The 26,085-nt window shown below is 68.7% G+C and carries 23 protein-coding genes; 6 read left to right on the top strand and 17 right to left on the bottom strand.

Annotation, left to right across the window (positions count from 1 at the left end; genetic code table 11):
* Positions 1-111: 111 nt before the first annotated feature.
* The 16 genes from nuoN to ACFVVM_RS10200 all read right to left on the bottom strand — a co-directional run bounded on the left by nuoN (position 112) and on the right by ACFVVM_RS10200 (position 19,001).
* Positions 112-1,734, bottom strand: a complete 1,623-nt coding sequence (gene nuoN, locus ACFVVM_RS10275) for an NADH-quinone oxidoreductase subunit NuoN (protein ID WP_387615703.1) — start codon at positions 1,732-1,734, stop codon at positions 112-114.
* Entirely contained in the window at positions 1,731-3,353 is a 1,623-nt protein-coding gene (locus ACFVVM_RS10270) for an NADH-quinone oxidoreductase subunit M (RefSeq protein WP_387615700.1), read from the bottom strand. Before ACFVVM_RS10270 ends, nuoN begins: the two co-directional genes overlap by 4 nt.
* Complete coding sequence (nuoL, locus tag ACFVVM_RS10265; RefSeq protein ID WP_387615697.1) at positions 3,350-5,236, bottom strand: NADH-quinone oxidoreductase subunit L; 1,887 nt, start codon at positions 5,234-5,236, stop codon at positions 3,350-3,352. The genes ACFVVM_RS10270 and nuoL overlap by 4 nt, the downstream gene beginning before the upstream one ends.
* A 1-nt stretch (position 5,237) precedes the next feature.
* The gene (nuoK, locus tag ACFVVM_RS10260) at positions 5,238-5,537 is read right to left on the bottom strand and encodes an NADH-quinone oxidoreductase subunit NuoK (RefSeq protein ID WP_387615694.1); all 300 of its coding nucleotides are present in this window, start codon (positions 5,535-5,537) and stop codon (positions 5,238-5,240) included.
* Positions 5,534-6,349, bottom strand: a complete 816-nt coding sequence (locus tag ACFVVM_RS10255; RefSeq protein WP_387615691.1) for an NADH-quinone oxidoreductase subunit J — start codon at positions 6,347-6,349, stop codon at positions 5,534-5,536. Before ACFVVM_RS10255 ends, nuoK begins: the two co-directional genes overlap by 4 nt.
* Positions 6,346-8,130, bottom strand: a complete 1,785-nt coding sequence (gene nuoH, locus ACFVVM_RS10250; protein WP_387615688.1) for an NADH-quinone oxidoreductase subunit NuoH — start codon at positions 8,128-8,130, stop codon at positions 6,346-6,348. The genes ACFVVM_RS10255 and nuoH overlap by 4 nt, the downstream gene beginning before the upstream one ends.
* Positions 8,123-10,582 carry an NADH-quinone oxidoreductase subunit G gene (locus ACFVVM_RS10245; RefSeq protein ID WP_387615685.1) on the bottom strand — a complete coding sequence of 820 codons (2,460 nt, stop codon included), beginning with the start codon at positions 10,580-10,582 and terminating at the stop codon, positions 8,123-8,125. Before ACFVVM_RS10245 ends, nuoH begins: the two co-directional genes overlap by 8 nt.
* Positions 10,579-11,904, bottom strand: coding sequence for an NADH-quinone oxidoreductase subunit NuoF (nuoF, locus tag ACFVVM_RS10240; protein WP_387615682.1), 1,326 nt, complete (start codon positions 11,902-11,904; stop codon positions 10,579-10,581). The genes ACFVVM_RS10245 and nuoF overlap by 4 nt, the downstream gene beginning before the upstream one ends.
* Positions 11,904-12,629 (bottom strand): NADH-quinone oxidoreductase subunit NuoE, encoded by a 726-nt coding sequence (nuoE, locus tag ACFVVM_RS10235; RefSeq protein ID WP_387615679.1) that lies wholly within the window; start codon positions 12,627-12,629, stop codon positions 11,904-11,906. Before nuoE ends, nuoF begins: the two co-directional genes overlap by 1 nt.
* On the bottom strand, positions 12,626-13,939 hold the full coding sequence (gene nuoD / locus ACFVVM_RS10230; protein ID WP_387615677.1) for an NADH dehydrogenase (quinone) subunit D: 1,314 nt from the start codon (positions 13,937-13,939) through the stop codon (positions 12,626-12,628). Before nuoD ends, nuoE begins: the two co-directional genes overlap by 4 nt.
* Positions 13,939-14,694 (bottom strand): NADH-quinone oxidoreductase subunit C, encoded by a 756-nt coding sequence (locus ACFVVM_RS10225; protein WP_387615674.1) that lies wholly within the window; start codon positions 14,692-14,694, stop codon positions 13,939-13,941. Before ACFVVM_RS10225 ends, nuoD begins: the two co-directional genes overlap by 1 nt.
* A complete protein-coding gene (locus ACFVVM_RS10220) occupies positions 14,691-15,245 on the bottom strand; it encodes a NuoB/complex I 20 kDa subunit family protein (protein WP_387615671.1) in 555 nt (184 codons plus the stop codon). Before ACFVVM_RS10220 ends, ACFVVM_RS10225 begins: the two co-directional genes overlap by 4 nt.
* 10 nt (positions 15,246-15,255) lie before the next feature.
* Positions 15,256-15,636, bottom strand: a complete 381-nt coding sequence (locus ACFVVM_RS10215; protein WP_387615668.1) for an NADH-quinone oxidoreductase subunit A — start codon at positions 15,634-15,636, stop codon at positions 15,256-15,258.
* A 371-nt stretch (positions 15,637-16,007) separates the two neighbouring features.
* Positions 16,008-16,409 carry a hypothetical protein gene (locus tag ACFVVM_RS10210; protein WP_379229424.1) on the bottom strand — a complete coding sequence of 134 codons (402 nt, stop codon included), beginning with the start codon at positions 16,407-16,409 and terminating at the stop codon, positions 16,008-16,010.
* Positions 16,410-16,631: 222 nt separating this feature from the next.
* Complete coding sequence (locus ACFVVM_RS10205) at positions 16,632-17,750, bottom strand: hypothetical protein (RefSeq protein ID WP_387615665.1); 1,119 nt, start codon at positions 17,748-17,750, stop codon at positions 16,632-16,634.
* Positions 17,751-17,858: 108 nt separating this feature from the next.
* A complete protein-coding gene (locus ACFVVM_RS10200; protein ID WP_387615662.1) occupies positions 17,859-19,001 on the bottom strand; it encodes an acyl-CoA dehydrogenase family protein in 1,143 nt (380 codons plus the stop codon).
* A 523-nt stretch (positions 19,002-19,524) separates the two neighbouring features.
* Between ACFVVM_RS10200 and ACFVVM_RS10195 the strand changes: the two genes are divergently transcribed.
* Both ACFVVM_RS10195 and ACFVVM_RS10190 read left to right on the top strand, forming a co-directional pair.
* Positions 19,525-20,199 carry a hypothetical protein gene (locus ACFVVM_RS10195; RefSeq protein WP_387615659.1) on the top strand — a complete coding sequence of 225 codons (675 nt, stop codon included), beginning with the start codon at positions 19,525-19,527 and terminating at the stop codon, positions 20,197-20,199.
* Positions 20,200-20,305: 106 nt separating this feature from the next.
* Complete coding sequence (locus ACFVVM_RS10190; RefSeq protein WP_387615656.1) at positions 20,306-21,100, top strand: TIGR02452 family protein; 795 nt, start codon at positions 20,306-20,308, stop codon at positions 21,098-21,100.
* Positions 21,101-21,127: 27 nt separating this feature from the next.
* On the opposite strand, the gene ACFVVM_RS10185 is transcribed toward ACFVVM_RS10190, so the two are convergent.
* Positions 21,128-22,006, bottom strand: a complete 879-nt coding sequence (locus tag ACFVVM_RS10185) for a LysR family transcriptional regulator (RefSeq protein ID WP_387615653.1) — start codon at positions 22,004-22,006, stop codon at positions 21,128-21,130.
* 124 nt (positions 22,007-22,130) lie between these two features.
* On the opposite strand from ACFVVM_RS10185, the gene ACFVVM_RS10180 reads away from it, so the two are divergent.
* Genes ACFVVM_RS10180 through ACFVVM_RS10165 form a run of 4 tightly spaced genes read left to right on the top strand, consistent with a single transcriptional unit; the run spans position 22,131 to position 26,081 of the window.
* Entirely contained in the window at positions 22,131-23,573 is a 1,443-nt protein-coding gene (locus ACFVVM_RS10180; RefSeq protein WP_387615650.1) for a form I ribulose bisphosphate carboxylase large subunit, read from the top strand.
* A gap of 9 nt (positions 23,574-23,582) precedes the next feature.
* A complete protein-coding gene (locus ACFVVM_RS10175) occupies positions 23,583-24,005 on the top strand; it encodes a ribulose bisphosphate carboxylase small subunit (protein ID WP_387615647.1) in 423 nt (140 codons plus the stop codon).
* Positions 23,995-25,008, top strand: coding sequence for an AAA family ATPase (locus ACFVVM_RS10170; protein WP_387615644.1), 1,014 nt, complete (start codon positions 23,995-23,997; stop codon positions 25,006-25,008). Before ACFVVM_RS10175 ends, ACFVVM_RS10170 begins: the two co-directional genes overlap by 11 nt.
* Entirely contained in the window at positions 24,993-26,081 is a 1,089-nt protein-coding gene (locus tag ACFVVM_RS10165; RefSeq protein ID WP_387615641.1) for a class 1 fructose-bisphosphatase, read from the top strand. The genes ACFVVM_RS10170 and ACFVVM_RS10165 overlap by 16 nt, the downstream gene beginning before the upstream one ends.
* Positions 26,082-26,085: the final 4 nt, after the last annotated feature.

The raw sequence follows: 26,085 nt of genomic DNA, 5'->3' as shown, positions 1-26,085 counted from the left end.
TCTTCTCCCCACCTCAGGCAACGCTGCCGTTCTCACGCTAGCCCGCCGAGCCCACCCCGCAGATCCGCCTACGGTCGGATCTTTTCCGCCCAGGACCGGCGGCGCGAGCGGTCAGCGGGTGAACAGGGCCGCGCGTTCGGCCAGATCGAGTACCGGCTGGGGGAACAGGCCGAGCAGGAGTGTGGCGCCCGCGGTGAACGCGACCACCAGCGTGGTGGCGAAAGGTGCGGTGACGATGGGCGCGTCGGTTGGGGGATCGGTGAAGAACATCAGCACGATCACCCGGACGTAGAAGAACGCGGCGATCGCGCTGCAGATCACGCCGATGATCACCAGCGAGGTGTAGCCCGCACCCGACGCCGCCGCGAAAACCGCGAACTTGCTGACGAAACCACTGGTGAGTGGCAGGCCGGCGAAGGACAGCAGCAGCAGCGCGAACACCGAGGCCAGCCAGGGTGACGTGCGCCCGAGGCCCGCCCACTGGGACAGGGCGGTCGCCTCGTCGCCGGAGGCGTCGCGCACCAGGCTCACCACCGCGAACGCGCCGACCGTGCCGAGCCCGTAGGCGAGCAGATAGAACAGGACCGCCGCGACCCCGGCACTGTCGGCCGCGACCACACCGACGAGCAGGAAGCCCGCGTGCGCGATCGAGGAGTACGCCAGCATGCGCTTGACGTCGGTCTGCGTGATCGCCAGAACCGCGCCCACCACCATCGTCGCGACGGCCACCGCGGCCAGTACCGGACGCCAATCATTCTGCAGCGGACCGACACCCACCATCAGCACGCGCATGGTCGCGCCGACCGCCGCGATCTTGGTCGCGGCCGCCATGAACGCGGTGATCGGGGTCGGCGCACCCTGGTACACATCGGGAACCCACGCCTGGAACGGCACCGCGCCGATCTTGAACAGCAGGCCGACGGCGAGCATGCCGATCCCGAGCAGGGCCAGCGTCGCGTTCTCGGACTGTTCCGCGAGCGCCGCGCCGATGCCGGGCAGCGAGACGGTGCCGGTCTGTCCGTAGAGCAGGGCGACGCCGTAGAGGAAGAACGCCGAGGAGAACGCACCGAGCAGGAAGTACTTGAGCGCCGCCTCCTGGGAGAGCAACCGCCTGCGCCGGGCCAGCCCGCACAGCAGATACAGCGGCAGCGAGAGCACCTCGAGCGCGACGAACATCGTCAGCAGGTCGTTCGACGCGGGGAACAGCAGCAGACCGCCCACCGCGATCATGGTCAGCGGGAACACCTCGGTGGTCGAGCCGCCCGCCCGCACCGCGGCCAGTTCGTGCGCGCTGCCCGGCACCGCGGAGGCCTGCGGGGTGAACGCGTCGACCCCGCGGTCGAGAACCGCCGCGGCCCTGCTCCACGTACCGGGACCGCTACGCGCCCGGGGCACCGCGCCACGCTCGGCGATCAACAACAGTCCGAGCAGCGCGACCACCAGAATCGTGCCCTGCAGGAACAGCGTGACCCCGTCGACGGCGACCGCACCGGCCACCGCGGTCCCGGAGGACCCGGCGAGCAGCACGACCGACACGAGCGCGCCGAGCACACCGGCAATCCCGAGCACCAGGTGCGTCGGATACCGGTACAGACGTGGGACGAAGGCCTCGACCAGCACACCGACCACGCCGACCGCGAACACGATCAACATCGGTGCGAGCAGGTGATATTCGATGCTCGGTGCAGGTAGCGTGGCCGCGAGCTGGGTGATGGTCACGGAGTCCGTCCTCATTTGTGGCCGCCTGCGGGTGTGGTGGCCGCACCGGCATCGGGGGAGGGCACGGTCGGCGCGGGATCCTGCTTACCGATCGTCGAAAGAGTCTGTCCCACTGCCGGATTAACCAGGTCGAGCACCGGTTTCGGGTACAGGCCGAGTACCAGCAGCGCGACCAGCAGCGGCACCACCACGGCGAGTTCGCGGGGGACCAGATCACGCAGGTGCTCGTTGCCCTTCTTCAGCGGGCCGGTCATCAACCGCTGGTACAGCCACAGGATGTAGATCGCGGCCAGCACCAGCGCGAAGGTGGCGAACACCGCCGCGACCTTGTACTTGCTGAAGGTGCCGACCAGGACGAGGAATTCGCTGACGAACGGCGCGAGCCCCGGGAGCGACAGGGTGGCCAGGCCCGCGATGAAGAACGTGCCCGCCAGTACCGGCGCGACCTTCTGCACCCCGCCGAAGTCGGCGATGAGCCTGGTGCCGCGCCGCGAGACCAGGAACCCGGCGATGAGGAACAGTGCGGCCGTGGACAATCCGTGATTGACCATGTACAGCGCCGCACCGGACTGCGCCTGGGAGGTCATGGCGAAGATGCCGAGGATGATGAACCCGAAGTGCGAGATCGAGGTGTAGGCGATCAGGCGCATCACATCGGTCTGGCCGATGGCGAGCAGCGCGCCGTAGAGCACGCCGATCACGGCCAGGGTGATCACCAGCGGCGCGAAGGTGTCCGAGGCCAGCGGGAACAGCAGCAGGCAGTAGCGCAGCATGCCGAAGGTGCCGACCTTGTCGACCACCGCCATCATCAGCACCGCGCTCGACGGGGTGGCCGAGACGGCCGCGTCGGGCAGCCAGGTGTGCAGCGGCCACAGCGGCGCCTTCACCGCGAAGGCGAACATGAATCCGAGGAACAGCGCGTTGAGCACCGCGGTGCTGCCGCCGAGTTCGCCGTTGTTGGCCGCGGCGACCACGATCCGCAGGTCGAAGGTGCCCGCCGAGCCCTCGCCCAGTCCCGCCTGCGCGGTGAGCACGTAGAGCCCGATCACCGCGGCGAGCATGATCAGGCCGCCGAACAGGTTGTACAGCAGGAACTTCACCGCCGCCCGCGAGCGCTGGGCGCGCACGGCGAGATCGGCGGTGCGGGAACCGAAGCCGCCGATGAGGAAGTACATCGGGATGAGCATGGCTTCGAAGAAGATGTAGAACAGCAGGATGTCGAGGGACAGGAACGAGATCAGCACCATCGACTCGACCAGCAGCATCAACGCCATGTAGATCTGGGTGGTCTTGCGGCCGTCGCCGGTCGCGGTGTCGTCGTTCCAGCCCGCCAGGATCAGCAGCGGCATCAGCACGGCCGTGAGCAGGACGAGCGCGGTGGCGATGCCGTCCAGGCCGAGGGTGTAGCCCACGCCGAACGCCGGAATCCATTCGTGCGCTTCGACGAACTGATACTGCTCGCCACCGGGCTGGAACCGGAGGGTGAGCGAGACGGCCAGCGCGAGCACCCCGATCGAGACCGCGAAAGCCAGGCCACGGGCCAGGTTTCGACGGCCGGGGGGAACGGCGAGCACCAGGCCCGCCCCGATCGCGGGGGCCAGCCACAGTGTCGTCAGCCAGGGAAACGAGTTCACCAGAACCTCACCGCCAGCAGGGCAGCGGCCACCAGGGCCGCGCCGGTGAACATGGACAGGGCGTAGGAGCGCACGAAACCGGTCTGCACGCGCCGGATCCGGGCCGAGAGCCCGCCGATCCCGGCGGCCGTCCCGTTGACGACGCCGTCGACACCGCGCGCGTCGAGGAACACCAGCGCCCGGGTGAGATGACGGCCGGGACGTTCGAACACGCCCTCGTTGACCGCGTCACCGTAGAGATCCTTGCGGGCGGCCTTGGTCAGCACGGTCACCTGCTCCGGCGCGACCTCGGGAACGCGGGTCTCGGCGTACTTGCGGTAGGCCACGGCGACACCGATCACGACCGCGGTCAACGCCATCCCGGTGACCACAACGGGGGGAATCACGGGCTCGCCGTGATGGGAGCCGACGACGGGAGCGAGCCAGTTCTGCAGCGAGGAACCCCAGACGAAGAGGCCGCCCGCGAACACCGAACCGAACGCCAGCAGGATCATCGGTCCCGTCATCACCGCCGGTGCCTCGTGCGGATGGGTGTCGGGTTTCCAGCGGCGCTCGCCGAAGAAGGTCATCAGCATGACGCGGGTCATGTAGAAGGCAGTGAGGCCCGCGCCGAGGAGGGTGACCCCGCCGAGCAGGATTCCGGTGGCGCCGCCGTAGTCGAAGGCCGCCTCGATGATCTTGTCCTTGGAGAAGAACCCGGACAGCGGCGGCACCCCGATGATGGCCAGATAGCCCAGACCGAAGGTGATGAACGTGATCGGCATGAGCGTGCGCAGACCGCCGTAGCGGCGCATGTCGGTCTCGTCGTTCATCGCGTGCATCACCGAGCCCGCGCCGAGGAACAGGCCCGCCTTGAAGAAGCCGTGGGTGAGCAGATGCATGATCGCCACCACGTACCCGGCCGGGCCGAGGCCGACGGCCAGGATCATGTAGCCGATCTGGCTCATGGTCGAGGCCGCCAGCGCCTTCTTGATGTCGTCCTTGGCGCAGCCGATGATCGCGCCGAACAGCAGCGTCACCGCGCCGACGGCCAGCACCGCGGCCCTGGCATTGGGGGCGAGGTCGTAGATCGGATTCGCGCGGGCGATCAGGTACACGCCCGCGGTGACCATGGTGGCGGCGTGGATGAGGGCCGAGACCGGGGTCGGGCCCTCCATCGCGTCACCGAGCCAGGACTGCAGTGGCACCTGCGCGGACTTGCCGCAGGCGGCCAGCAACAGCAGCAGCCCGATCGCGGTGAGGGTGCCGTTGTCGGCGCCGGGCGCCGCGGCGAACACCGTGCGGAAGTCGAAGGAGCCGAAGGCCGCGAACATCGTCATCATCGCGATGGCCAGGCCCATGTCGCCGACCCGGTTGACGATGAACGCCTTCTTGGCCGCTGTCGCCGCCGAGGGCTTGGTGTACCAGAACCCGATCAGCAGGTAGGACGCCAGGCCCACGCCTTCCCAGCCCAGGTAGAGCACCAGGAAGTTGTCGGCCAGGACCAGCACGAGCATGGCGGCCAGGAACAGGTTGAGGTAGCCGAAGAATCGGCGCCGGTCCGGGTCGTCGCGCATGTAGCCGAGCGAGTAGACGTGGATCAGCGAGCCGACGCCGGTGATGAGCAGGGCGAAGCAGATCGAGAGCTGATCCAGCTGCAGGCCGAACCCGACCGCCATTCCGTCGACCGGGACCCACTGGAACAGTTCCTCGTGTACGGCGCGGGTGGCGTCGGGACGACCGAGCATGTCGACGAACGCGACCACGGCGACGGCGAAGGCCCCCACCGCGGCCGCCGTGCCCAGATACGGTCCCCAGCGGTCGGCGAGGCGACCCAGCAGCAGCAGGACGATCGCGCCGGCGAGCGGGAAGGCGGGCAGCAGCCACAACGTTGCGCTACCCATGTCAGAACTTCAGCAGACTGGCGGCGTCGACCGAGGTCGAGCGGCGGGCACGGAAGATCGTCATGATGATGGCCAGGCCGACGACGACCTCGGCCGCGGCGACCACCATGGTGAAGAACGCGATGACCTGACCGTCGAGATTGCTGTGCAGCCGGGCGAAGGTGACGAACGCCAGATTCACCGCGTTGAGCATCAGCTCGATGCACATGAACATCACGATGGCGTTGCGCCGCAACAGGACTCCCGCGGCGCCGATGGTGAACAGCAGTGCGGACAGGAACAGGTAGTTCTCGGGGTTCACCGGTTGCCTTCCTCGTCGGCCGTCGAAGTGTCGTCCTCGCCTCGACCGACCGAGAGCACCGCGGCTTCGGTGTGGGCGCGGTTGCGGCGGTGGCGCAGGATCGTGCTCACCGACTGTTCGGCGAAGGAGCCGTCGGGGAGTTGGGCGGGACTGTCCACGGCGTTGTGGCGGGCGTAGACGCCGGGCGTCGGTAGGGGAGTGGCGCGTTCGCCCGCGGTACGGAAGCGATCACGCGACATCTCCCGCTGCCCGCGCTTGGGGGTGAACTGATCGCGATGGGCCAGCACCATCGCGCCGATGGTGGCGGTGATCAGCAGCGCGCCGGTGAGTTCGAAGGCCCACACGTAGCGCAGGAAGATCAGTTCGGCGAGTTCGGCGATCACGTCACGGCCCCCGAAACCGGTTCCGGGGAAGGCGATTCCGCTGTCGCGCAGGGCCGCGCCGATGCCGCCGATGAACAGCAGCCCGAAGCCGAGCCCGACGATCGCGGCGGCGATCCGCTGCCCGCGCAACGTCTCTCGCAGCGATTCGGGCGAATCCACGCCGACGAGCATCAGCACGAACAGGAACAGCATCATCACCGCGCCGGTGTAGACCACGATCTGCACGACGCCGAGGAACAGCGCGCCCTGGGCGATGTAGAACACGGCCAGCGCGATCATGGTGGCGGCCAGGCACAGTGCCGAGTGCACGGCCTTGGCCGCCGCCACCATGCCCAGTGCGCCGAGGACGGCGATCGGGGCGAGTACCCAGAACAGCACGGCCTCGCCGGTGGCGGTGTTCGCTATCTCGGCGGCCAGCAGGGCGGTCATCGCAGCACCTCTTCCGACGGGGCGGCCCCGACGCGGCCCAGGTAGTAGTCGGCGTCGTCGGTGCCCGGCGCCATGGCGTGCGGCGGGGCGGCCATGCCCGGCTGCAGTGGGGCCAGCAGCTGGTCCTTCTCGTAGATCAGATCGGCGCGGTTGTCGTCGGTCATCTCGTACTCGTTGGTCATCGTCAGCGCGCGGGTGGGGCACGCCTCGATGCACAGACCGCAGCCGATGCAGCGCAGGTAGTTGATCTGATACACCCGGCCGTACCGCTCACCGGGGGAGAAACGCTCCTCCTCGGTGTTGTCGGCGCCCTCGACGAAGATGGCGTCGGCCGGGCAGGCCCAGGCGCACAGCTCGCACCCGATGCACTTCTCCAGGCCGTCGTCGTAGCGGTTGAGCTGGTGGCGGCCGTGATAGCGCGGCGCGGTCGGCACCTTCTGCTCGGGATAGGACTCGGTGTTGGGCTTCTTGAACATCGTGGCCGCGGTGACCGCGAAACCGGCCAGCGGATCGAACAGGCCGATCTCGGCCTTGTCGCCCGCGGGCCGCGGTGGCATCGGCGGCACCGGGAACCCGAGGAACACCGGTGATGTCGCGGGCTCCTCCGGCAGTGGCGGCAGTCCCTCCGACCGTCCGGCGCGCAGGAACATGCCGATCATCGCGGCGGTGATGACCAGGCCGACACCGACCAGGATCGGGGTCTGGCCGGGGATGCCCTCGATGTCGAGCACCCGGGCGCCCGCCACGATCATCACCCACACCAGCGAGGTCGGGATGAGCAGCTTCCAGCCCAGATTCATGAACTGGTCGTAGCGCAGGCGGGGCAGGGTGCCACGCAGCCAGACGAAGACGAACAGGAACGTCCAGACCTTGAGGGTGAACCACAGCAGCGGCCACCAGCCGGAGTTCGCGCCCTCCCACAGGCTGATCGGGAACGGTGCCCGCCAGCCGCCGAGGAACAGCGTCGTCGCCAGCGCCGAGACCGTCGCCATGTTGACGTACTCAGCCAGCATGAACATCGCGAACTTGAGCGAGGAGTACTCGGTGTGGAAGCCACCGACCAGCTCACCCTCGGCCTCGGGCAGGTCGAACGGGGCGCGGTTGGTCTCGCCGACCATCGCCACGCAGTAGATGAGGAACGAGGGCAGCAGCAGGAAGACGTACCAGGTGCCGTCCTGCGCGCCCACGATCTGCGAGGTGGCCATGCTGCCCGAGAGCAGGAACACGGTGGCGAAGGTGAGCGCCATGGCGATCTCGTAGGAGATCACCTGCGCGGTCGAGCGCAGGCCGCCCAGCAGCGGATAGGTCGAGCCGGAGGACCACCCGGCCAGCACGATGCCGTAGACGCCGATGGAGGTGATGGCGAGGATGTAGAGCACGGCGACGGGCATGTCGGTGAGCTGCAGTGCCGTCTGGTGCCCGAAGATCGACACCTCGGGCCCGAACGGGATCACCGCGAACGCCATGAACGCCGGGATCACCGAGATGATCGGGGCGAGCACGAAGATCGGCTTGTCCACGATCGCCGGGATGATGTCTTCCTTGAGCGCCATCTTCACGCCGTCGGCGATCGACTGGAACATGCCCTTGGGGCCGATCCGGTTGGGGCCGACGCGCATCTGCATCCAGGCGACGACCTTGCGCTCGGCGTACACCGCGATCAACGGCACCATCATCAGGTAGATGAAAACGCCGAGTGCCTTGACGACCACCAGCCACATCGGGTCGGTGCCGAAGACCGTTCCGCCCTCGGCCGCGACGTACAGCACACGATCACTCATGACGGTGTTCCTTCATCCTGTCGTCGGCGCGGCGCAGGCGCACGACGGCGCCGGGCGTGACCCCGAGTTCGGCGGCGACCGTCGAGCCGGGGGAGTGCAGCGGCAGCCACACCACCCGGTCGGGCAGGTCGGTGATCATCAGCGGCACCGTGATCTCGCCGCGGTCGGTGTAGACGATGACGTGATCGGCCTCGGAGGCCTCGATCTCGGCGGCGGTGGCGGCGGACAGGCGGGCCACCGGCGGGCGGGCGACCCCGGCGAGATGGGGTTCGCCGTCCTGCATGCGGCCCGCGTCGAGCAGCATCCGCCAGCCCGCGAGCACGGCGTCGCCCGGGCCGGGGGCGGGCAGGGTCTGACCGGACAGCTGCGGCGCGTCGACCGGTGCGCCGTTCCAGACGCCGAGTGTGTCGAGTTCGGCACGGGCGGCCGCGGCGTCGGGCAGGCCGATCGGGACACCCATCTCGGCGGCCAGTGAGTGCAATACCCGCAGGTCGGCGAGTGGGGCGGCGACGCGGCGGGTGGTGTCCAGCGGCGCGCGGCTGAACGGGCGTGGCCTGCCCTCCCAGGTGCGGAAGGTGCCGGACTTCTCGATCACGGTGGCCACCGGGAACACCACGTCGGCGCGTTCGGTGACCGCGCTGTGGCGCTGTTCGATACTGACGACGAACCGGGCGTCGTCGATGGCGGCGAGCGCGGCGGCGGGATCGGGGAGATCGGCGGGGTCGACACCGCCGATCACCAGCGCGCCGAGTCCGGCGGCGCCGGACAGGATCGCGGTGGTGTCGCGGCCGAGGGTGACGGGCAGTTCGTCGGACTGCCAGACATGCCGAACCTGTTGGCGCGCCGCGGGATCCACCACCGGCCTGCCGCCGGGCAGCAGACCCGGCAGTGCGCCCGCCTCGAGCGCGCCGCGCTCACCCGCCCGCCGCGGGACCCAGGCGAGCCGGGCGCCGGTGGCGTCGGACAGGCGCAGCGCGGCCGAGAGCGCGCCCACGCTGCCCGCGAGCCGCTCGCCGACCATGATCACCGCGTCCGGTGCCCGCAGCAGCGCGCGCAGCTCGACGGCGGCATCCGAGGCATCGGCCCGGATCGCGTCGAGCACATCGGCCTCACCGCCGGGCGGGGTCTGCAACAGCGTGCCCGACATCCGTTCCAGCCCGCGGGAAGCGAACGGCGCCAACGACACCACCCGCAGCCCCTTGGTGCGTGCGGCCTTGCGCAGCCGCAGGTAGACGATGGGCGATTCCTCCTCCGGCTCGAACCCGGCCAGCAGGACGATCGGGGCGCGTTCGAGACCGGCGAAGTCGACCTCGACGCCGTGCCCGGCGATGCGGGCACCGAGGAACCTGGCCTCTTCGTCGGAGTGGACCCGGCTGCGGAAGTCGATGTCGTTGGAGGCCAGCACCATTCGGGCGAACTTGCTGTAGGCGTAGGCGTCTTCCTCGGTGACCCGGCCGCCGACGAGCACGCCGGCGTTGCCGATCGCGGCCCGCAGACCGGCGGCCGCGGCGGCGAGCGCCTCGGGCCAGGACGCGGGGGCAAGGACGCCGTCCCAGCCGCGCACCATCGGGGTGGTGAGGCGGTCGCGTTCGGTGGCGTAGGCGAAGGCCCAGCGGCCCTTGTCGCAGTTCCATTCCTCGTTGACCTGCGGATCGTCACCGGCCAAGCGGCGCAACACTTTCCCGCGTCGATGGTCGGTGCGTTGCGCGCAGCCCGAGGCGCAGTGCTCGCACACGCTCGGCGTGGACACCAGGTCGAAGGGGCGGGCCCGGAACCGGTAGGAGGTGCCGGTGAGCGCGCCGACCGGGCAGATCTGCACGGTGTTGCCGGAGAAATAGGAGTCGAGCGGTTCGGCCTGGGCGGTGCCGACCTGTTGCAGCGCACCGCGATCCATCAACTCGATGAACGGATCGCCCGCCACCTGCTGGGAGAACCGGGTGCACCGCGCGCACAGCACACACCGTTCCCGGTCCAGCAGCACCGCAGTGGACAGCGGGATCGGCTTCGGATAGGTGCGCTTCTCCCCGTCGAAGCGGGACTCGGCGCTGCCGGTCGACATCGCCTGGTTCTGCAGCGGGCATTCCCCGCCCTTGTCGCAGACCGGACAGTCCAGCGGATGGTTGATCAGCAGCAGCTCCATCACCCCGCGCTGCGCCTTCTCGGCCACCGGGGAACTGAGCTGGGTGCGCACGATCATCCCGTCGGTGACCGGAATCGTGCAGGAGGCGACCGGCTTTCGCTGCCCCTCGACCTCGACGAGGCACTGTCGGCACGCGCCGACCGGGTCGAGCAGCGGATGGTCGCAGAAGCGGGGGATCTGTACGCCGATCAGTTCGGCGGCGCGGATGAGCAGGGTGCCGACCGGCACCTGGATGGTGGTGTCGTCGATGGTGACGCTCACCAGATCGGCGGGTACTGTGTCCCTGCTGTTGCCGGGCGCGATGGCTGTCATCGGATCCCTTCCTCTGCCGAGGCCCACACCGTGGCGCGGGCCGGGTCGAACGGGCAGCCGCCGCGGCGCTGATGCTCGAGGTATTCCTCGCGGAAGTACTTCAGCGAGGAGAAGATCGGGCTGGCCGCGCCGTCGCCGAGCGCGCAGAACGATTTGCCGTTGATGTTGTCGGCGATGTCGGCGAGTTTGTCGAGGTCGGCCTCGGTGCCCTGCCCCGCTTCGAGTCTGCGCAGCAGCTGAACCAGCCAGTAGGTGCCCTCGCGGCACGGCGTGCACTTGCCGCAGGACTCGTGGGCGTAGAACTCCGTCCAGCGCAGGACCGCGCGCACCACACAGGTGGTGTCGTCGAAGATCTGCAATGCCTTGGTGCCCAGCATCGACCCCGCGGCGGCGACGCCTTCATAGTCGAGGGCGACATCGAGGTGCTCGGCGGTGAACAGCGGCGTCGACGACCCGCCGGGCGTCCAGAACTTCAGCGTGTGCCCGGCCCGCACGCCCCCGGCGTACCCGAGCAGTTCCCGCAGGGTGATGCCCAGCGGCGCCTCGTACTGGCCCGGCCGGGCGACGTGACCCGACAGCGAGTACAGGGTGAATCCCGGTGACTTCTCGCTGCCCATCGACCGGAACCAGTCGGTGCCGTTGCGCAGGATCAGCGGCACGCTGGCAATGGATTCGACATTGTTGACCACCGTCGGGCAGGCATAGAGCCCGGCCACGGCGGGGAACGGTGGCCGCAACCGGGGCTGGCCGCGCCTGCCCTCGAGGGAATCCAGCAGCGCGGTCTCCTCGCCGCAGATGTAGGCGCCCGCGCCCGCGTGCACGATCAGTTCCAGATCGAATCCGGAACCGAGGATGTCGCGACCCAGAAAGCCCGCCTCGTACGCGTCGGCGACGGCGGCCTGCAACCTGCGCAGGACCGGAACCACTTCACCGCGCACATAGATGAACGCGGTCGCCGCGCGGATCGCGTAGGCCGCGATCACCACCCCTTCGATCAGGGTGTGCGGGGTGGCCAGCATGAGCGGAATGTCTTTGCAGGTACCGGGTTCGGACTCGTCGGCGTTGACGACGAGATAGTGCGGTTTCGTCGTGCCGTCGGGACCGGGGCCCTGTGGAATGAACGACCACTTCATCCCGGTCGGGAAGCCCGCGCCGCCGCGTCCGCGCAGACCGGCGTCCTTGACCGTCTGGATCACTTCGTCGGGGGCGAGGCCGAGGGCGACGCGCAATCCCTCGTAGCCGCCGTTCGCGCGGTAGCTGTCGATGGTCCAGGATCGCGGACTGTCCCAGTGCTGACTGAGAACGGGAGTGAGGGTCGTCATCATGCCCCCTGTCCGGCGGAATCGTCCTCGGCGGCAATGCTTTCGGCGGTGTGCAGGCCGGCCAGGGTCGCCGCGCCGGGCGCGCCCTCGTTGGCGCCGGGACGCTCGTCGGGGAAGCCCGCGAGGATGCGCGCGGTCTCCCGGAAGGTGCACAGCGGTGCGCCCCGGCTCGGGCGCACCTGATGCCCGGCCCGCAGGGCGTCGGTGATCGCGCGGGCCGATTCCGGGGTCTGGTTGTCGAAGAACTCCCAGTTCACCATCATCACCGGCGCGTAATCGCAGGCGGCGTTGCACTCGACGTGCTCGAGGGTGATCGCGCCGTCGGGGGTGGTCTCGCCGTGCCCGACACCCAGATGTCGCTGCAGCGCTTCATAGATCGCGTCGCCGCCGAGTACCGCGCACAGCGTGTTCGTGCAGACCCCGACGTGGTAGTCGCCGGTGGGGGTGCGCCGGTACATCGAGTAGAAGGTGGCGACGGCGGTCACCTCGGCCCCGGTGAGGCCGAGATGTTCGGCGCAGAAGTCGATCCCGGTGCCGGTGACGTAGCCCTCCTCGGCCTGGACCAGGTGCAGCAGCGGCAGCAGGGACGAGCGCGGCTGCGGGTAGCGGGCGATGATCTCCTTCGCGTCCAGCTCGAGCCGCTGGCGCACGTGTGGCGGATACGGTTCGGGCCGGGTGGTGAGTTTGAGCAGAATTGCTGTGCTGGAGGGCTGTTCGGTCGTCATCGGTCCACTCCGCCCATCACGGGGTCGATGCTGGCGACGGAGGCGATGACGTCGGCGACCATGCCGCCCTCGCACATCGCGGCCACCGCCTGCAGATTGGTGAACGAGGGGTCGCGGTAGTGCACCCGGTACGGGCGGGTGCTGCCGTCGCTGACCATGTGCACGCCCAGCTCGCCGCGCGGGGACTCCACCGCCGTGTAGACCTGCCCCGCGGGGACCCGGATGCCTTCGGTGACGAGCTTGAAATGGTGGATCAGCGATTCCATGGAGGTGCCCATGATCTTGCCGATGTGCTTGGGCGAGTTGCCGAGTCCGTCGGGACCCAGTTCCAGATCGGCGGGCCAGGCGATCTTCTTGTCGTCGATCATCACCGGGCCCGGCCGCAACCGGTCGAGGCACTGTTCGACGATCTTGATCGACTCGCCCATCTCGGCGACCCGGATGAGATAGCGGCCGTAACAGTCACAGCCGGTGGTGGTCGGCACGTCGAATTCGTAGTTCTCGTACCCGCAGTAGGGCGCAGACTTGCGCAGATCCAGCGGCAGCCCGGTGGCGCGCAGGACCGGGCCGGTGATCCCGAGCGCCATACAGCCGGTGAGGTCGAGATAGCCGATGTCCTGGGTGCGCTTCTTCCAGATCGGATTGGCGCTGAGCAGGTTCTCCATGTCGCGTAGGCGGCCCGGCAGGATGTCGAGGAGCTCCCTGACCTTGGTGACGCCGTCCTCGGGCAGATCCTGGGCGATACCGCCGGGCCGGATGAACGCGTGGTTCATCCGCAGTCCGGTGATGGTCTCGAACACGTCGAGGATGAGTTCGCGTTCCCGGAAACCGAACAGCATCGGGGTGAGCGCGCCCAGCTCCATGCCGCCGGTGGCCAGCGCCACCAGATGCGAGGAGATGCGGTTGAGCTCCATCAGGAGGACCCGGATGACGGTGGCGCGTTCGGGGATCTGCTCGGTGATGTCGAGCAGTTTCTCCACGCCGAGGCAGTACGCGGTCTCGTTGAAGAAGGGCGAGAGGTAGTCCATCCGGGTCACGAAGGTGACGCCCTGGGTCCAGTTGCGGAACTCCAGGTTCTTCTCGATGCCGGTGTGCAGATAGCCGATGCCGCAGCGGGCCTCGGTGACGGTCTCGCCCTCGATCTCGAGGATCAGCCGCAGCACACCGTGCGTGGACGGGTGCTGCGGACCCATGTTGACGACGATGCGTTCCTCACCCGCACCCTCGATCACCTCGCTGACCTGGTCCCAGTCCTGGCCTGCGACGGTGACGACGGGGGGCTCGTCGCGGCGGAAATCGGTGTCGGTCATCAGCTGTAGGTCCTCCGCTCGTCGGGCGGCGGTATCCGCGCGCCCTTGTACTCCACCGGGATCCCGCCGAGCGGGTAGTCCTTGCGTTGCGGGTGCCCGCGCCAGTCGTCGGGCATGGTGATGCGGGTGAGGGAGGGGTGACCGTCGAAGACGATGCCGAAGAAGTCGTAGGTCTCGCGTTCGTGCCAGTCGGTGGTCGGATACACCGAGAACAGCGACGGGATGTGCGGATCGGCATCGGGCGCGGACACTTCCACCCGGATCCGGCGGCTGTGCGTGATCGACATCAGGTGATAGACCGCGTGCAGTTCGCGGCCCTCGTCGTCGGGGTAGTGCACGCCGTTCACCCCGAGGCACAGTTCGAACCGCAGGGAGCTCTCGTCGCGCAGGGCGCTCGCGACCGCCACGAGATGCTCGCGCCGCACGTGCAGGGTGAGTTCGTCGCGGAAGACGACGATCTTCTCGATCACGGTGTCGAAGGCGATGATCCGGTGGATCAGCGCGGCGCGCAGGGCGCCGACGAACCCGTCGAACCAGCCGCCATAGGGCGGCGGGGTGCCGCCGGGGAGCGCGACCGGCTTGACCAGACCGCCGTAACCCGAGGTGTCGCCGGTACCGCTGACACCGAACATGCCGCGGCGGGTGCCGATCAGCTCGTCCTCGGGCGGACGCGACGGCTGCGGAGTGCCCGAAGTCTCCTCCGGAATGTCCTGTCCCGCACTGTCATCGGTGCTGTCGGGAGAGTCGAAGGTCATCGCAGCAGGCCTTCCATCCGGATGGTCGGCGTGCTGGCGAGCGCGGCCTGCTCGGCGGCGCGGATCGCCTCCTCGCGGTTGACGCCCATCGGCATCTCGCCGATCTTCGCGTGCAGCGCCAGGATGGCGTTGAGCAGCATCTCCGGGCGCGGCGGGCAGCCGGGCAGGTAGATGTCGACCGGGACCACGTGGTCGACGCCCTGCACGATGGCGTAGTTGTTGAACATCCCGCCCGAGGACGCGCAGACGCCCATGGCCAGTACCCATTTCGGCTCGGTCATCTGGTCGTAGACCTGACGCAGCACCGGGGCCATCTTCTGGCTCACCCGGCCCGCCACGATCATCAGATCGGCCTGGCGCGGGGAGGCGCGGAAGGCTTCCATGCCGAAGCGGGCGATGTCGAATCGTCCGGCGCCGGTGGCCATCATCTCGATCGCGCAGCAGGCCAAGCCGAACGTGGCGGGCCACAGTGAGCCCTTACGCAGGTAGCCGGCGAAATCCTCGACCGTGCTCAGCAGGAACCCGCTGGGCAGTTTCTCTTCGAGACCCATAATTTCCCACTCATTCCCAGCTGAGGCCGCCGCGGCGCCATTCATAGGCGTAGGCGACCGACACATTGACGATGAACAGCGCCATCGCGGCGAAACCGAAGAGACCGAGCGCGTCGAAATGCACTGCCCAGGGGTAGAGGAACACGATCTCGATGTCGAAGATGATGAACAGCATCGCCGTCAGGTAGTACTTGACCGGAAAGCGTTGCCCCCCTGCGTTTCCCGGACCTCCGGCGATGGCGTGCGGGGTCGGTTCGATACCGCATTCGTAGGGTTCGAGTTTGGCCCGGTTGTAGCGCTTCGGGCCGACCAGCGCCGCCATGGCGACGGAGAACACCGCGAACGCCGCGGCGATGGCGCCGAGTACGAGTGCGGGCACCTCGGTATTCACGACTGCACTTCCCCTCCTCGCTGGAGCAGGCCGAGCCGTGTGGCCCGGCCGCGGACGGCAGCTTGGCGAGACGGGGCCGACAACGTTGTCCGCCGAATCCGGGCTCGCGCAGGGCTGGTGCAGCGATGACGGAGCGTTATGCGAAGTCCCGTGCTCGTGTGAGCTAGAGCACAGACTACCGCCGTCGCGGGGGTCCGCCGCACGTTTCCGAGCCGGGATTTGATCGATATCGGTACCGCGATTCATGAGCGATACGGGGGTAATCGTGCTCGGGCATGCCGACAGCAACCCCTGGTGTCACCAGTGGTGATGGGCGTGCGGAAGTGACGCGGACTATCCGCGGGTTCGGGACGATGCTCGGGTGGCCGCGATCAGCGGGCGAGCAGGACGCCTGCCACGGCGTTGGTGAGCTGCATGGGGTCGATCGGGTGCGAGACAGCGGCCTCGGCGCGTGACCAGTTGGCCAGCCAGGCGTCGTCGGGGCGGCCGGTGAGCACGACCACCGGCGGGCACTGCTCGATCTCGTCCTTGAGTTGCTTGGCGATGCCGAGGCCACCCGTCGGCGCGGATTCGCCGTCGAGGATCGCCAGATCGATCCCCCCGGCATCCATCTGCTCGATGACCACCGGCGCGGTGGCCACTTCGAAGAAGTCGAGTTCGGGGAGATCGGCGCGCGGCCTGCGGCCCAGCGCGAGGATCACCTGTTGCCTGGTGTCGGCATCGTTGCTGTAGACCAGCACACGCAGCGGGGTGGAACCATTCGATTCGGCCACGTTCGGATCGTACGTCCGTGGGGGTCCGCACCGTGGCAGGTTCGCTCGATCAGCCGGTTACGCTGCGGGACAGGATGGTCCGGCATGCCGGGAGCGCCGCGAGTACCGCGGTGTTCTGATGGGTGGACCGCGCGATGGTGCAGCGGGCTGCGGTCGGCTGTTCGCGACCGGCGACCCGGGTGGGCACCCCTGCCTGGCCGGACGCGGGTGCCCACGGCGGGATTACCAGTCGCCGTCCTTGATTGCCTTGTGGCCCAACGGGATCACCGGGAGCGGGTCGTCGATGGGTGGGTTCGGTTGTTCGTCGGCGAGCCAGTCGCCGGTGGGCCGCACGGCGGCGAGTTCGTCCGAGGGCGGCAGGTCCTCGGCGTCGGCGGCGTAATAGTCGAACCAGGGCAGGCCGTGCTGGGTGTAGGCCTGCGCGGTGATCGGCGTGGGTGGTGCGGGTTCGCCGGTGATCTGCTGCCATTCGGCGGCCGAGGCGAGGTGCACGAAGACGCGGCCGTCGGCGTCGCGGTGGTAGTCCTCGATCGGGCGGCGGTCGGCGTAGATCTCCTGGCGCATGGTGCCGCCCGCGCCCATGCCCATCGATCGGGCGGTGGAGCTGCCCCGGCTCTTGCGGGCCGCGCCGGTGGGAGCGGCGCCAGGTGCCGGGGGAGCGCCCGCGACCGACGCGAACGGCCCGGCACCCGAGGGCGCACCCCACGGTGGTGCGCCGGCCGCCATCGGCGCACCAGCGATAACGTCCTCGGGGACGGCGTAACCGACCGGGTTGGCGGCGGGACGCAGACTGCGCCGCAGCGCTTCCTGCTCGCGGTCCCACGCCGCACGGGCGTCCTCGGTGAGTCCGTGCACGGCCAGCTGCACCCCACCCCATTGCTCGGACCCGGTCACCTGACCTTCGACCGTCGCGCCCAATCCGAGTGGCACCGCGACGAACTGGCGCACCGTCCCGTCCCCGGAGTTGATCCCATCCAGCCACGGCTGATCCGGCAGCGCCAGATAGTTCTGCGGTTCCTTGCCGAGCACGTCACTCCACGGCTTCCCCGACACCGCGCACACCTTCCCCACGGCGACCTTCAGCGCGGCCGGCGTCGTCGCCGAGAACCGCAACCACATCGCCTCCCGCTGATACACCGGCAGCATCACGCCCCCACGCCTGCGCCACTCCTCGGGCACGGTATCGGCGAAATCGGCAACCCGCCGCAACGGAAACGACCCCAACCCCGGCGGCAACGGATAGGTCCCGGTCTCGGCCAGCCGCAGCGTCCGCACAAACGTCACCCGCACCCCACCCGGCAGTACGAGCGCATCCCCCGACAGCGTCACTTCAGTTGCCATACCCCACCCCTAGATCTCGTTTTCCCACATGCCGACGACGGTCCCGCCCTTACCGACGACCGTACTCACGGTCACCGACAGCGTCCACACTCGGAACCGTGGGCGTGGTCAAACGAATTGCGTTGTCTCCGCGTCCCGGTGTGGCCGCTGAGTGTCCTGTCCCGCCAGCTGGTCGAAACGGGCGTCGCGGACCCGCGGGGACAGGCCGCGGACCTGGAGGAACAGGGCGGCGCGGGCACGGACCTGGGCGATGTGATCGGTGAGCAGGCCGGCGCCGCCACCCGCGACGAGGGCGGCCGAGGTGGCGCGCACGGCGATGTCGTCGAGCTGGGTGCGCCAGAAGGGCTCGGGGCGCGGGGTGCCGGCCGCGGTCTCGAGTTCGGTGCGCAGCCGCAGGAGCGGCTCGTGGCCGGGGAACGCCGCGAGGGCATCGGTGAGGGCGGCGCGGGCCAGACCGATCGCGCCGATGGAGGGCACCTGCGGTGCTGCAGTGGCGGTGCCGCGGGCGTTGGGATGGATCGTGCCGTCGAGCGCCTTCCACTCCTCGATGTCGACGACCTCGGTGACGAATTCCTCGGGCAGGAAGTACCGCGACAGCGTCAGCGTCACCGTGCGGGACCCGGCGACGGCGGCCAGCGCCAGCGCAGTGGCGGTGATCCCGGGCGCGGTCAGGTCGGCGACCCCGAACACGTAGGTGCCGTGCTGCTCGTCGACCGCGCCGAGCCAGGCGGTGTCGACCAGTCCCCACCCCGACAGCCAGCGCACCACGCCGTCGACGCGGTAACCGCCCTCGACCTTGGTCGCGATCGTGCTGCGGCCGTGCGGCCAGTGCCTGATCTGGGCGAATCCGGCGCCCCCGATGCGCTCGCCCGCCGCCAGCGCGGGCAACAGCGCCAGACCCGCGGGGGTGCGCGATCGCAGGATCTGCCCGATCGGTCCGGCGTGCTGGGTCAGCGCCAGCGCGGTCGACGGGTCGGCGCCGAAGAGCAGATTGTCCGCGGCGTTCTTCACCTCGGCCGGAACCGGGGTCCCGCCGTGTTCGGCGGGCACCGGCCAGGAGAAGTACCCCACCTCGCGCAGCGCCTCGACATGCGATCGCGGCACCTCCGTGACATCGACCTCGACGGCCCGCGGCGCGATGATCTCGGCGACCACTTCGGCGAAAGCCACATACGCTGGATGCTCGGTGGCGAGGGCGACCCCGGACTCCCTCGGCGCCGCCTCGGTGACGACATCGTCGGTGACAGACATGGCTCCCCTTCCGGGTGGTCGAGCATTTCGTCGCCCTGATCGCGATCGTCCCCGGTCAAGGGGTGTTCGCAAATCTAATGCGGGGTGAATTCGATTGCACGAATTACGTTCCGGCCAAACTTAATTCCGGGTGGTTCGCCGCCGAATTCGCAGCAGAACGTCATTCCGGCACATTGCCCCGCGTTTCGCCTACGCCGCCGGCACAGCGCCATCGACGGTCCGCTACGTTGGATGGAAATCGCTGCGCTGGAGCGCGGTGTGCGGTAAGGGGCACGGGGGGATCGTCGGTGAGTGTGCTGCCCGCTGTGGTTCCGGGTGTCGTTCGTCCTGAGAGCACCCGGAACTACAGCGGAGGTGGGTGCGGACGAAACCGATCCTCGCTGTGGCCTTCCTCCTGATTCCCGCGGTCCTTGTCGCAGGATGCGCGCTCGTCGTTGCCCCTGCGGCAGATTCATCCGATGCGCGCGCTCTCGCAGTCGGTCTCGCGGGTGCCACCGGCGCTGCCGTGCCTGCCGTTCTCGGTGTGATCTGGCTGCGTCGGCGCGGCATCCAGGACTGGTCCCGGTGGATGCTGCCTGCGTTGGGATTCGGCCTCTTGGCGGTGACTTCCGGTCTCGCCACGGGATTTGCCACCAGTACCGCTCTCGCCGATGATCCGTCCGAGCTGTCGAGTGCGGCGGCGGCAGTGGTCCCTGTACCCCTGCTCGTACTGGGCGGTGCCGGGCTACCACTGGCGGCCGCAGTCACCGCGGCCTTCGCGACCCGACGGATGCAACGGCCACTCGTCGCGGATTTCGGTGCGATCGATCAGGAAGTCCTGCTCGCCAGGGTGACGGACTCGGCTCTCACCGGGCTCGCCCGTGGTGGCCGCACCCGCCGAGTCGACCTCACCGCGATGCCCGATCGCGTCCGGCTCCAGCATGTCGATGGCAACGCGAACAGTGACCTGACCGCCGATACCGTGTTCTACACCGAGATCGCGTCCGTCCACGCCATCACCTTGACCGACGAGCACCGCCGCGAGCCGTGGTTCATCTCCACAGGTGGCTACGCCTGGTATCCCACCGGTGACCGAGCTGTCCGGATCAACACCGGACGGCGCGAGACCAACCTGCTGATCCCCACCGCCGACGCCGAGATCGTGGCCGAAATCCTCAGTGTCCGTGTCCACCGCGCGAAGCGATCGCGCCGCGTCTGACGCTCACAGGGGCTGTTCTTGTCTAGATGACAAAAACATCTGGCGTGGCGGGGAGCGGTCGTTTACGGTCGGGCGGGTGAGCGACAGATTGCAGCAGGTGGCCGTGGTGAACGAACAGATCGTTGCGCGGGGGAGCTATCGGACCGGGGCCGGTGTGACGGTCGAGATCGGGGGACAGGTGCGGGCGGCGCAGGCGGGGACGGTGTCGTATTCGCCTGCGCAGCTGGGTGAAATCGTGGGTGGGCGGGTGCCCGGGGCCGGGGCGCCTGTGGTTCAGGTGACAGGGGAGGGCAGTGTCGAGGCGGCGCGGCGGTTGCATGATTCCCGGGAGAGCGGGCGTGTGGGGGTCCTCAACTTTGCGTCGGCGCGGAGTCCCGGTGGTGGGTATCTGCGCGGTGCCCGGGCGCAGGAGGAGGATCTGTGTCGCACTGCGTTGCTGTACACCTGCTTGGTGGAGGCGACGGATTATTATGCCGCACACCGGAATTCCTCGGATCTGCGATACAGCCACCGGGTGGTCGTGTCGCCTGATGTGCCGGTGATCCGTGACGGCCGCGGGGAGCTCGCCCCGCCCTTTCCGGTGACGTTCCTGACCTCGCCCGCGCCGAACGCGGGACAGCTGGCGCGCCGGTCGGCGACCGTGGATGTGCGCGAGGTGCTGGCGCAGCGGGCGGAGCGAGTGCTCGCGGCCGCCGCACGGCACGAGGTGCGCGACCTGGTGCTGGGGGCCTGGGGCTGCGGGGTCTTCGCGAACGACCCGGCCGAGGTCGCCGATGCCTTCGGTGTCGCGCTGGATCGGTGGGGTGCGGCGTTCGAGCGGGTGGTGTTCGCGGTGTGGGATCGCAATCCGGTCTCGGTCAACCGAGCGGCGTTCCGGGCTCGCTTTCCGTCGAACCAGTGAGGGTCCGCGGCGAAGTCGATGGGTTGCTCACGGTCCGATGGCGGCGTGGAAGGCGTCGGGGCCGGTTTCGGCGGGGTCGATGAGGTGGGCGAGGAAGAGGCGGGTGGCGGGGGTCGGGGCGGGGGTGGTGACGGCGTGCCAGGCTCGGTCGAGGGGGGTGCCGGGGACGTCGATGGTGTGCAGGGCGCCGGATTCGAGGTGTTCGCCGACGGCGTCGGAGTGGATGAGGGTGACGCCGAGGCCCTCGCGGGCGGCGGCGATGACGGCGCCGTGGGAGCCCAGGGTCAGGGTGGGTGGATCGATCTGGAGGCGGTCGAGCAGGGCGAGGGTGGCTTCGCGGGTGCCCGAGCCGGTGCCGCGCAGGAGCCAGGTGGTCCGGTGGGGGTCGGGCGAGCCGGTGCCGACGACGATCAGGGTGCTGGGGCGGCGGGCCTGGATGACGAGCTTCGCGTCGTGCGGTGGGCGGCCTGCGATGACGAGATCGGTTTCGTGGTGCTGCAATTCGGCGAAGAGTACGTCGCGGGGCTGGATCGACAGGCTCAACTCCACGGCGGGATAGCGGCGGCGGAACGAGGCCAGCGGTCGCAGCACCACCGATTCGCCCGCCGTGGCGACGACCCCGATCCGTAGTCGGCCGGCGTCGGCCTGGCGCACCGCGGCGTGCGCCTCCTTCATCAGACCGAGGATCCCGCGACAGTATTCGGCGTAGACCCGGCCCGCCTCGGTGAGCGCGATCCCGCGCCCGGATCGCGCGATCAGCTTGGCGCCCAACTGCTTTTCGACATGGCCCACCGCCGCGGACACCGCCGCCTCGGTGACGTGCAACCGCGCCGCCGCACCCCGAATACTGCCCACCCGGGCCACGGCGAGGAAGGTTTCCATCCGCCCCGCACTCACCCTGCCCATTACCCGACGGTAGCAAACTCAACGTTTCGGTTGAGCGTTCCCAGAAACATTCACATTGTTTGCGGACCCGGCGGCCCTCATCCTGGAATTCGCAAGGCGTTCACCGGATTCCACAGGAGGAACCATGACGGAAGAAACCGAACGGGATCGTTGGGATCCGGGTGTTCAGTCGTATGCGTCGATGGGATATTACGCACCCGACTACGTGCCGTCGGATACCGATGTCCTCGCGGTGTTCCGGGTGACTCCGCAGCAGGGCGTCGATCCGATCGAGGCCGCCGCGGCCGTGGCGGGCGAATCCTCCACCGCGACATGGACAGTCGTGTGGACCGACCGGCTCACCGCGCACTCCAAGTACCAGGCCAAGTGTTACCGGGTCGACGAGGTACCGGGCAGGCCGGGGGAGTACTTCGCCTACATCGCCTACGATCTCGATCTTTTCGAAGAGGGGTCGATCACCAACCTCACCTCCTCGATCATCGGTAATGTCTTCGGTTTCAAACCGCTGCTCGCCCTGCGGCTCGAGGACATGCGTATTCCGGTGGCCTATGTCAAGACCTTCCAGGGCCCGCCGCACGGCACGGTGATGGAACGCGAATATCTCAACAAATACGGTCGCCCGCTGCTGGGCGCGACGGTGAAACCGAAACTCGGTTTGTCGGCACGCAATTACGGCCGGGTGATCTACGAAGCCTGCAAGGGCGGTCTCGACTTCACCAAGGACGACGAGAACATCAACTCCCAGCCGTTCATGCGCTGGCGCGACCGGTACCTGTTCGCGATGGAGGGCGTGAACCGGGCGATGGCCGAGACCGGCGAGATCAAGGGCCACTACCTCAATGTGACCGCCGCGTCCATGGAGGACATGTACGAGCGGGCCGAATTCGCCAAGGAAATCGGTTCCGTGGTGATCATGATGGACCTCACCGTCGGCTACACCGCGATGCAGTCGATGTCGAAGTGGGCGCGGCGCAACGGCGTCCTGCTGCACCTGCACCGGGCCGGGCACTCGACGTTCACCCGGCAGAAGACGCACGGCGTGAGTTTCCGGGTGCTGGCCAAGTGGTGCAGGCTGATCGGGGTCGATCATCTGCACGCGGGCACCGTGGTGGGCAAATTGGAAGGCGATCCAGCGACCACCCGCGGCTTCTACGACACCCTGCGCGAGAACGTGATTCCCGCCGATCTGGGCAACGGCATCTTCTTCGATCAGGAATGGGCGAGCCTGCCCGGCGTGATGCCGGTGGCCTCCGGCGGTATCCACGCGGGTCAGATGCATCAACTGCTCGACCTGTTCGGCGACGACGTGATCCTGCAGTTCGGCGGTGGCACGATCGGTCACCCGCTCGGCATCGCCGCGGGCGCCGAGGCCAACCGGGTGGCGCTCGAAGCGGTGGTGAAGGCCCGCAACGAGGGCCGTGACCTGCTCAAAGAGGGGCCGGATGTCCTGCGCACGGCCGCCTCGACCTGCCGTTCGCTCGAGGTCGCGCTCTCGACCTGGGGCGATGTCACCTTCGATTACACATCCACCGACGCACCCGACGCGGTGCCGACGCCGAGCCGGTAGGGGATCATCATGTATCTGCGACAGGGGACGTTCTCGTACCTGGCCGAACTCACCGACGACGAGATCGCGGCCCAGGTGCGCTATGCCCTGCTCAACAACTGGCCGGTGTCGATCGAATACACCGACGATCCGCACCCGCGCAACACCTACTGGGAGATGTGGGGCCTGCCGCTGTTCGACCTCGACGAACCCGACGGGGTGCTGGCCGAGATCAACGCCTGCCGGGCGACCTTCCCCCGGCACTACGTGCGGGTCACCGCCTACGACGCGACCTACACCAAACAGACCACGGCACTGAGCTTCCTGGTCCAGCGCCCGGTCGAGGAACCCGGATTCGAACTGACCAGGGCCGAGGGTCCGGATCGCCGCCAGATCTACAGCGTGCGGTCCTACGCCACCGAACGTCCGCAGGGACAGCGGTATGGCGGCTGAGGGATCCGCCAACGGATTCCGGTTGGCACGGCCGGGCGTCAGCGACGCCCGGCCGTCGCCGCCGTCGGGCGACCCGGCGCCCGAGGAACCGTTGAGCGAGGACGCGCTGCTTGACCTGTCCCTCGATCTGGCCGGACACGACGTGGCCGAGACCCTGGCCGCGCTCGACGCCGAACTGATCGGCCTGGCGAATGTGAAGGTGCGGGTCCGCGAGATCGCCGCGCTGCTGATGATCGACCGGGCCCGGCGCCGGTTCGGGCTGGCCTCGTCGCGGCCCACCATGCACATGAGCTTCACCGGCGGACCCGGCACCGGCAAGACCACGGTGGCGCTGCGGATGGCGCAGATGCTGCACGCCCTGGGCTACATCCGGAAACCCAAGGTGCACACCGTGACCCGCGACGATCTGGTCGGCCAGTTCATCGGCCACACCGCGCCCAAAACCAAGGAGGCCATCGCCAAGGCCGCGGGCGGGGTGCTGTTCATCGACGAGGCCTACTACCTGTTCCGGCCCGAGAACGAGCGCGACTACGGGCAGGAGGTGATCGAGATCCTGCTGCAGGAGATGGAGAACGAGCGCGCGAACCTGGTGGTGATCTTCGCCGGCTATCCCGACCGGATGGACCGGTTCTTCTCCGCCAATCCCGGACTGTCCTCGCGGGTGGCCCATCACCTGGAGTTCGCCGACTACACCCACGACGAACTGATGGGCATCGCCGAATTGATGGTGGCGGGGGAGAACTTCCGCTTCGACGAGGGCGCGCACACCGCGTTCGACGAGTACCTGACGGTGCGGATGACCCGGCCGCGCTTCTCCAACGCGCGCAGCGTGCGCAACGCGATCGACCGCTGCCGGCTGCGCCAGGCCAAACGGCTCGTCGAGGCGGGCCGACCGCTCTCGCGCACCGATCTGATCACGCTGACCGAACGAGATGTCTACGGCAGCAGCGTGTTCGACGACCTCGACCAGGAGGTGGGCGCGACGTCATGCCGGACGGATTGAAGACCCTCACCCGCTACACGATCGAGGAGGAACACCGCCATCCCGGCTCCTCGGGCGAGTTCTCCGCGCTGGTCAACGTGGTCGCCACGGCGACGAAGATCATCGCGAACCAGGTGACGCGCGGGGCGATCATCGGCTCGCGCGGCCCGGTCGAGGACGAGCCGCTGTCGGTGAGCAGGCGCCTGGACGCGCTCACCGACGAGATCATGGTCGGCCAGACGCAGTGGACCGGGCACCTGTCGGGGCTGCTGTCCGAGCAACGCGCCATCGCCATCCCCGGCACGCAGCGACGCGGGAAATATCTGCTGGCCTACGACGCGCTGGACGGGTCGAGCAATATCGACGTGAACCTGCCCGTCGGTTCGATCTTCAGCATCCTGCGCGCCCCGCCGGAAGTCCTCGACGGCACCGCCGAGCCCACCGACACCGATTTCCTGCAACCCGGCGTGCGGCAGGTGTGCGCCGGATTCACCCTCTACGGTCCGGCCACCATGCTGGTGCTCACCACCGGTAGCGGCGTCGACGGCTTCACCCTCGATCGCGAGATCGGCGCGTTCGTGCTGACCCATCCGCGGATGCGGATTCCCGACGACACCGCCGGTTTCGCGATCAACGCCGCCAACGAGCGGTTCTGGGAGCGGCCGGTGCGCCGCTATGTGCACGAGTGTCTGGAAGGCGTCGACGGGCCGCGCGGGCGCGATTTCAACATGCGCTGGGTGGCCTCGCTGGTGGCCGACACCTTCCACATCCTGACCAGGGGCGGGATGTACCTGTATCCGCGCGACACCCGCAATCCGGCACGGCCGGGGCGGGTTTCGCTGCTCTACGGCGCGAATCCGATCGCGTTCATCGTCGAGCAGGCCGGTGGGGCGGCGACCACCGGGCACGATCGGGTGATGCTCGTGCCCCCGGCCGAGGTGCATCAGCGGGTGCCGTTCATCTTCGGTTCCCGCAACGAGGTGCTGCGCGTCGAGGGCTATCACAGCGAGCCGGACGCGGGCCCCAGCTTCGACAGTTCGCTGTTCGGCAGCCGATCGTTGCTGCGGCCCGCCAAGCACGACCAGCGCAAGTAGGAGG

The sequence above is a fragment of the Nocardia sp. NPDC058176 genome, from assembly GCF_042883805.1.
Classification (GTDB): Bacteria; Actinomycetota; Actinomycetes; order Mycobacteriales; family Mycobacteriaceae; genus Nocardia.
This window is presented reverse-complemented; position numbering and strand designations above follow the sequence as displayed.

Bases quoted from the DNA above. Each gene is read 5' to 3' on its own strand.
- nuoN (WP_387615703.1), bottom strand. From the start codon at position 1,734: ATGAGGACGGACTCCGTGACCATCACCCAGCTCGCGGCCACGCTACCT.
- nuoL (WP_387615697.1), bottom strand. From the start codon at position 5,236: ATGGGTAGCGCAACGTTGTGGCTGCTGCCCGCCTTCCCGCTCGCCGGC.
- ACFVVM_RS10255 (WP_387615691.1), bottom strand. From the start codon at position 6,349: ATGACCGCCCTGCTGGCCGCCGAGATAGCGAACACCGCCACCGGCGAG.
- nuoH (WP_387615688.1), bottom strand. From the start codon at position 8,130: ATGAGTGATCGTGTGCTGTACGTCGCGGCCGAGGGCGGAACGGTCTTC.
- ACFVVM_RS10245 (WP_387615685.1), bottom strand. From the start codon at position 10,582: ATGACAGCCATCGCGCCCGGCAACAGCAGGGACACAGTACCCGCCGAT.
- nuoF (WP_387615682.1), bottom strand. From the start codon at position 11,904: ATGACGACCCTCACTCCCGTTCTCAGTCAGCACTGGGACAGTCCGCGA.
- nuoE (WP_387615679.1), bottom strand. From the start codon at position 12,629: ATGACGACCGAACAGCCCTCCAGCACAGCAATTCTGCTCAAACTCACC.
- nuoD (WP_387615677.1), bottom strand. From the start codon at position 13,939: ATGACCGACACCGATTTCCGCCGCGACGAGCCCCCCGTCGTCACCGTC.
- ACFVVM_RS10225 (WP_387615674.1), bottom strand. From the start codon at position 14,694: ATGACCTTCGACTCTCCCGACAGCACCGATGACAGTGCGGGACAGGAC.
- ACFVVM_RS10220 (WP_387615671.1), bottom strand. From the start codon at position 15,245: ATGGGTCTCGAAGAGAAACTGCCCAGCGGGTTCCTGCTGAGCACGGTC.
- ACFVVM_RS10205 (WP_387615665.1), bottom strand. From the start codon at position 17,750: ATGGCAACTGAAGTGACGCTGTCGGGGGATGCGCTCGTACTGCCGGGT.
- ACFVVM_RS10200 (WP_387615662.1), bottom strand. From the start codon at position 19,001: ATGTCTGTCACCGACGATGTCGTCACCGAGGCGGCGCCGAGGGAGTCC.
- ACFVVM_RS10185 (WP_387615653.1), bottom strand. From the start codon at position 22,006: ATGGGCAGGGTGAGTGCGGGGCGGATGGAAACCTTCCTCGCCGTGGCC.
- ACFVVM_RS10180 (WP_387615650.1), top strand. From the start codon at position 22,131: ATGACGGAAGAAACCGAACGGGATCGTTGGGATCCGGGTGTTCAGTCG.
- ACFVVM_RS10175 (WP_387615647.1), top strand. From the start codon at position 23,583: ATGTATCTGCGACAGGGGACGTTCTCGTACCTGGCCGAACTCACCGAC.
- ACFVVM_RS10170 (WP_387615644.1), top strand. From the start codon at position 23,995: ATGGCGGCTGAGGGATCCGCCAACGGATTCCGGTTGGCACGGCCGGGC.
- ACFVVM_RS10165 (WP_387615641.1), top strand. From the start codon at position 24,993: ATGCCGGACGGATTGAAGACCCTCACCCGCTACACGATCGAGGAGGAA.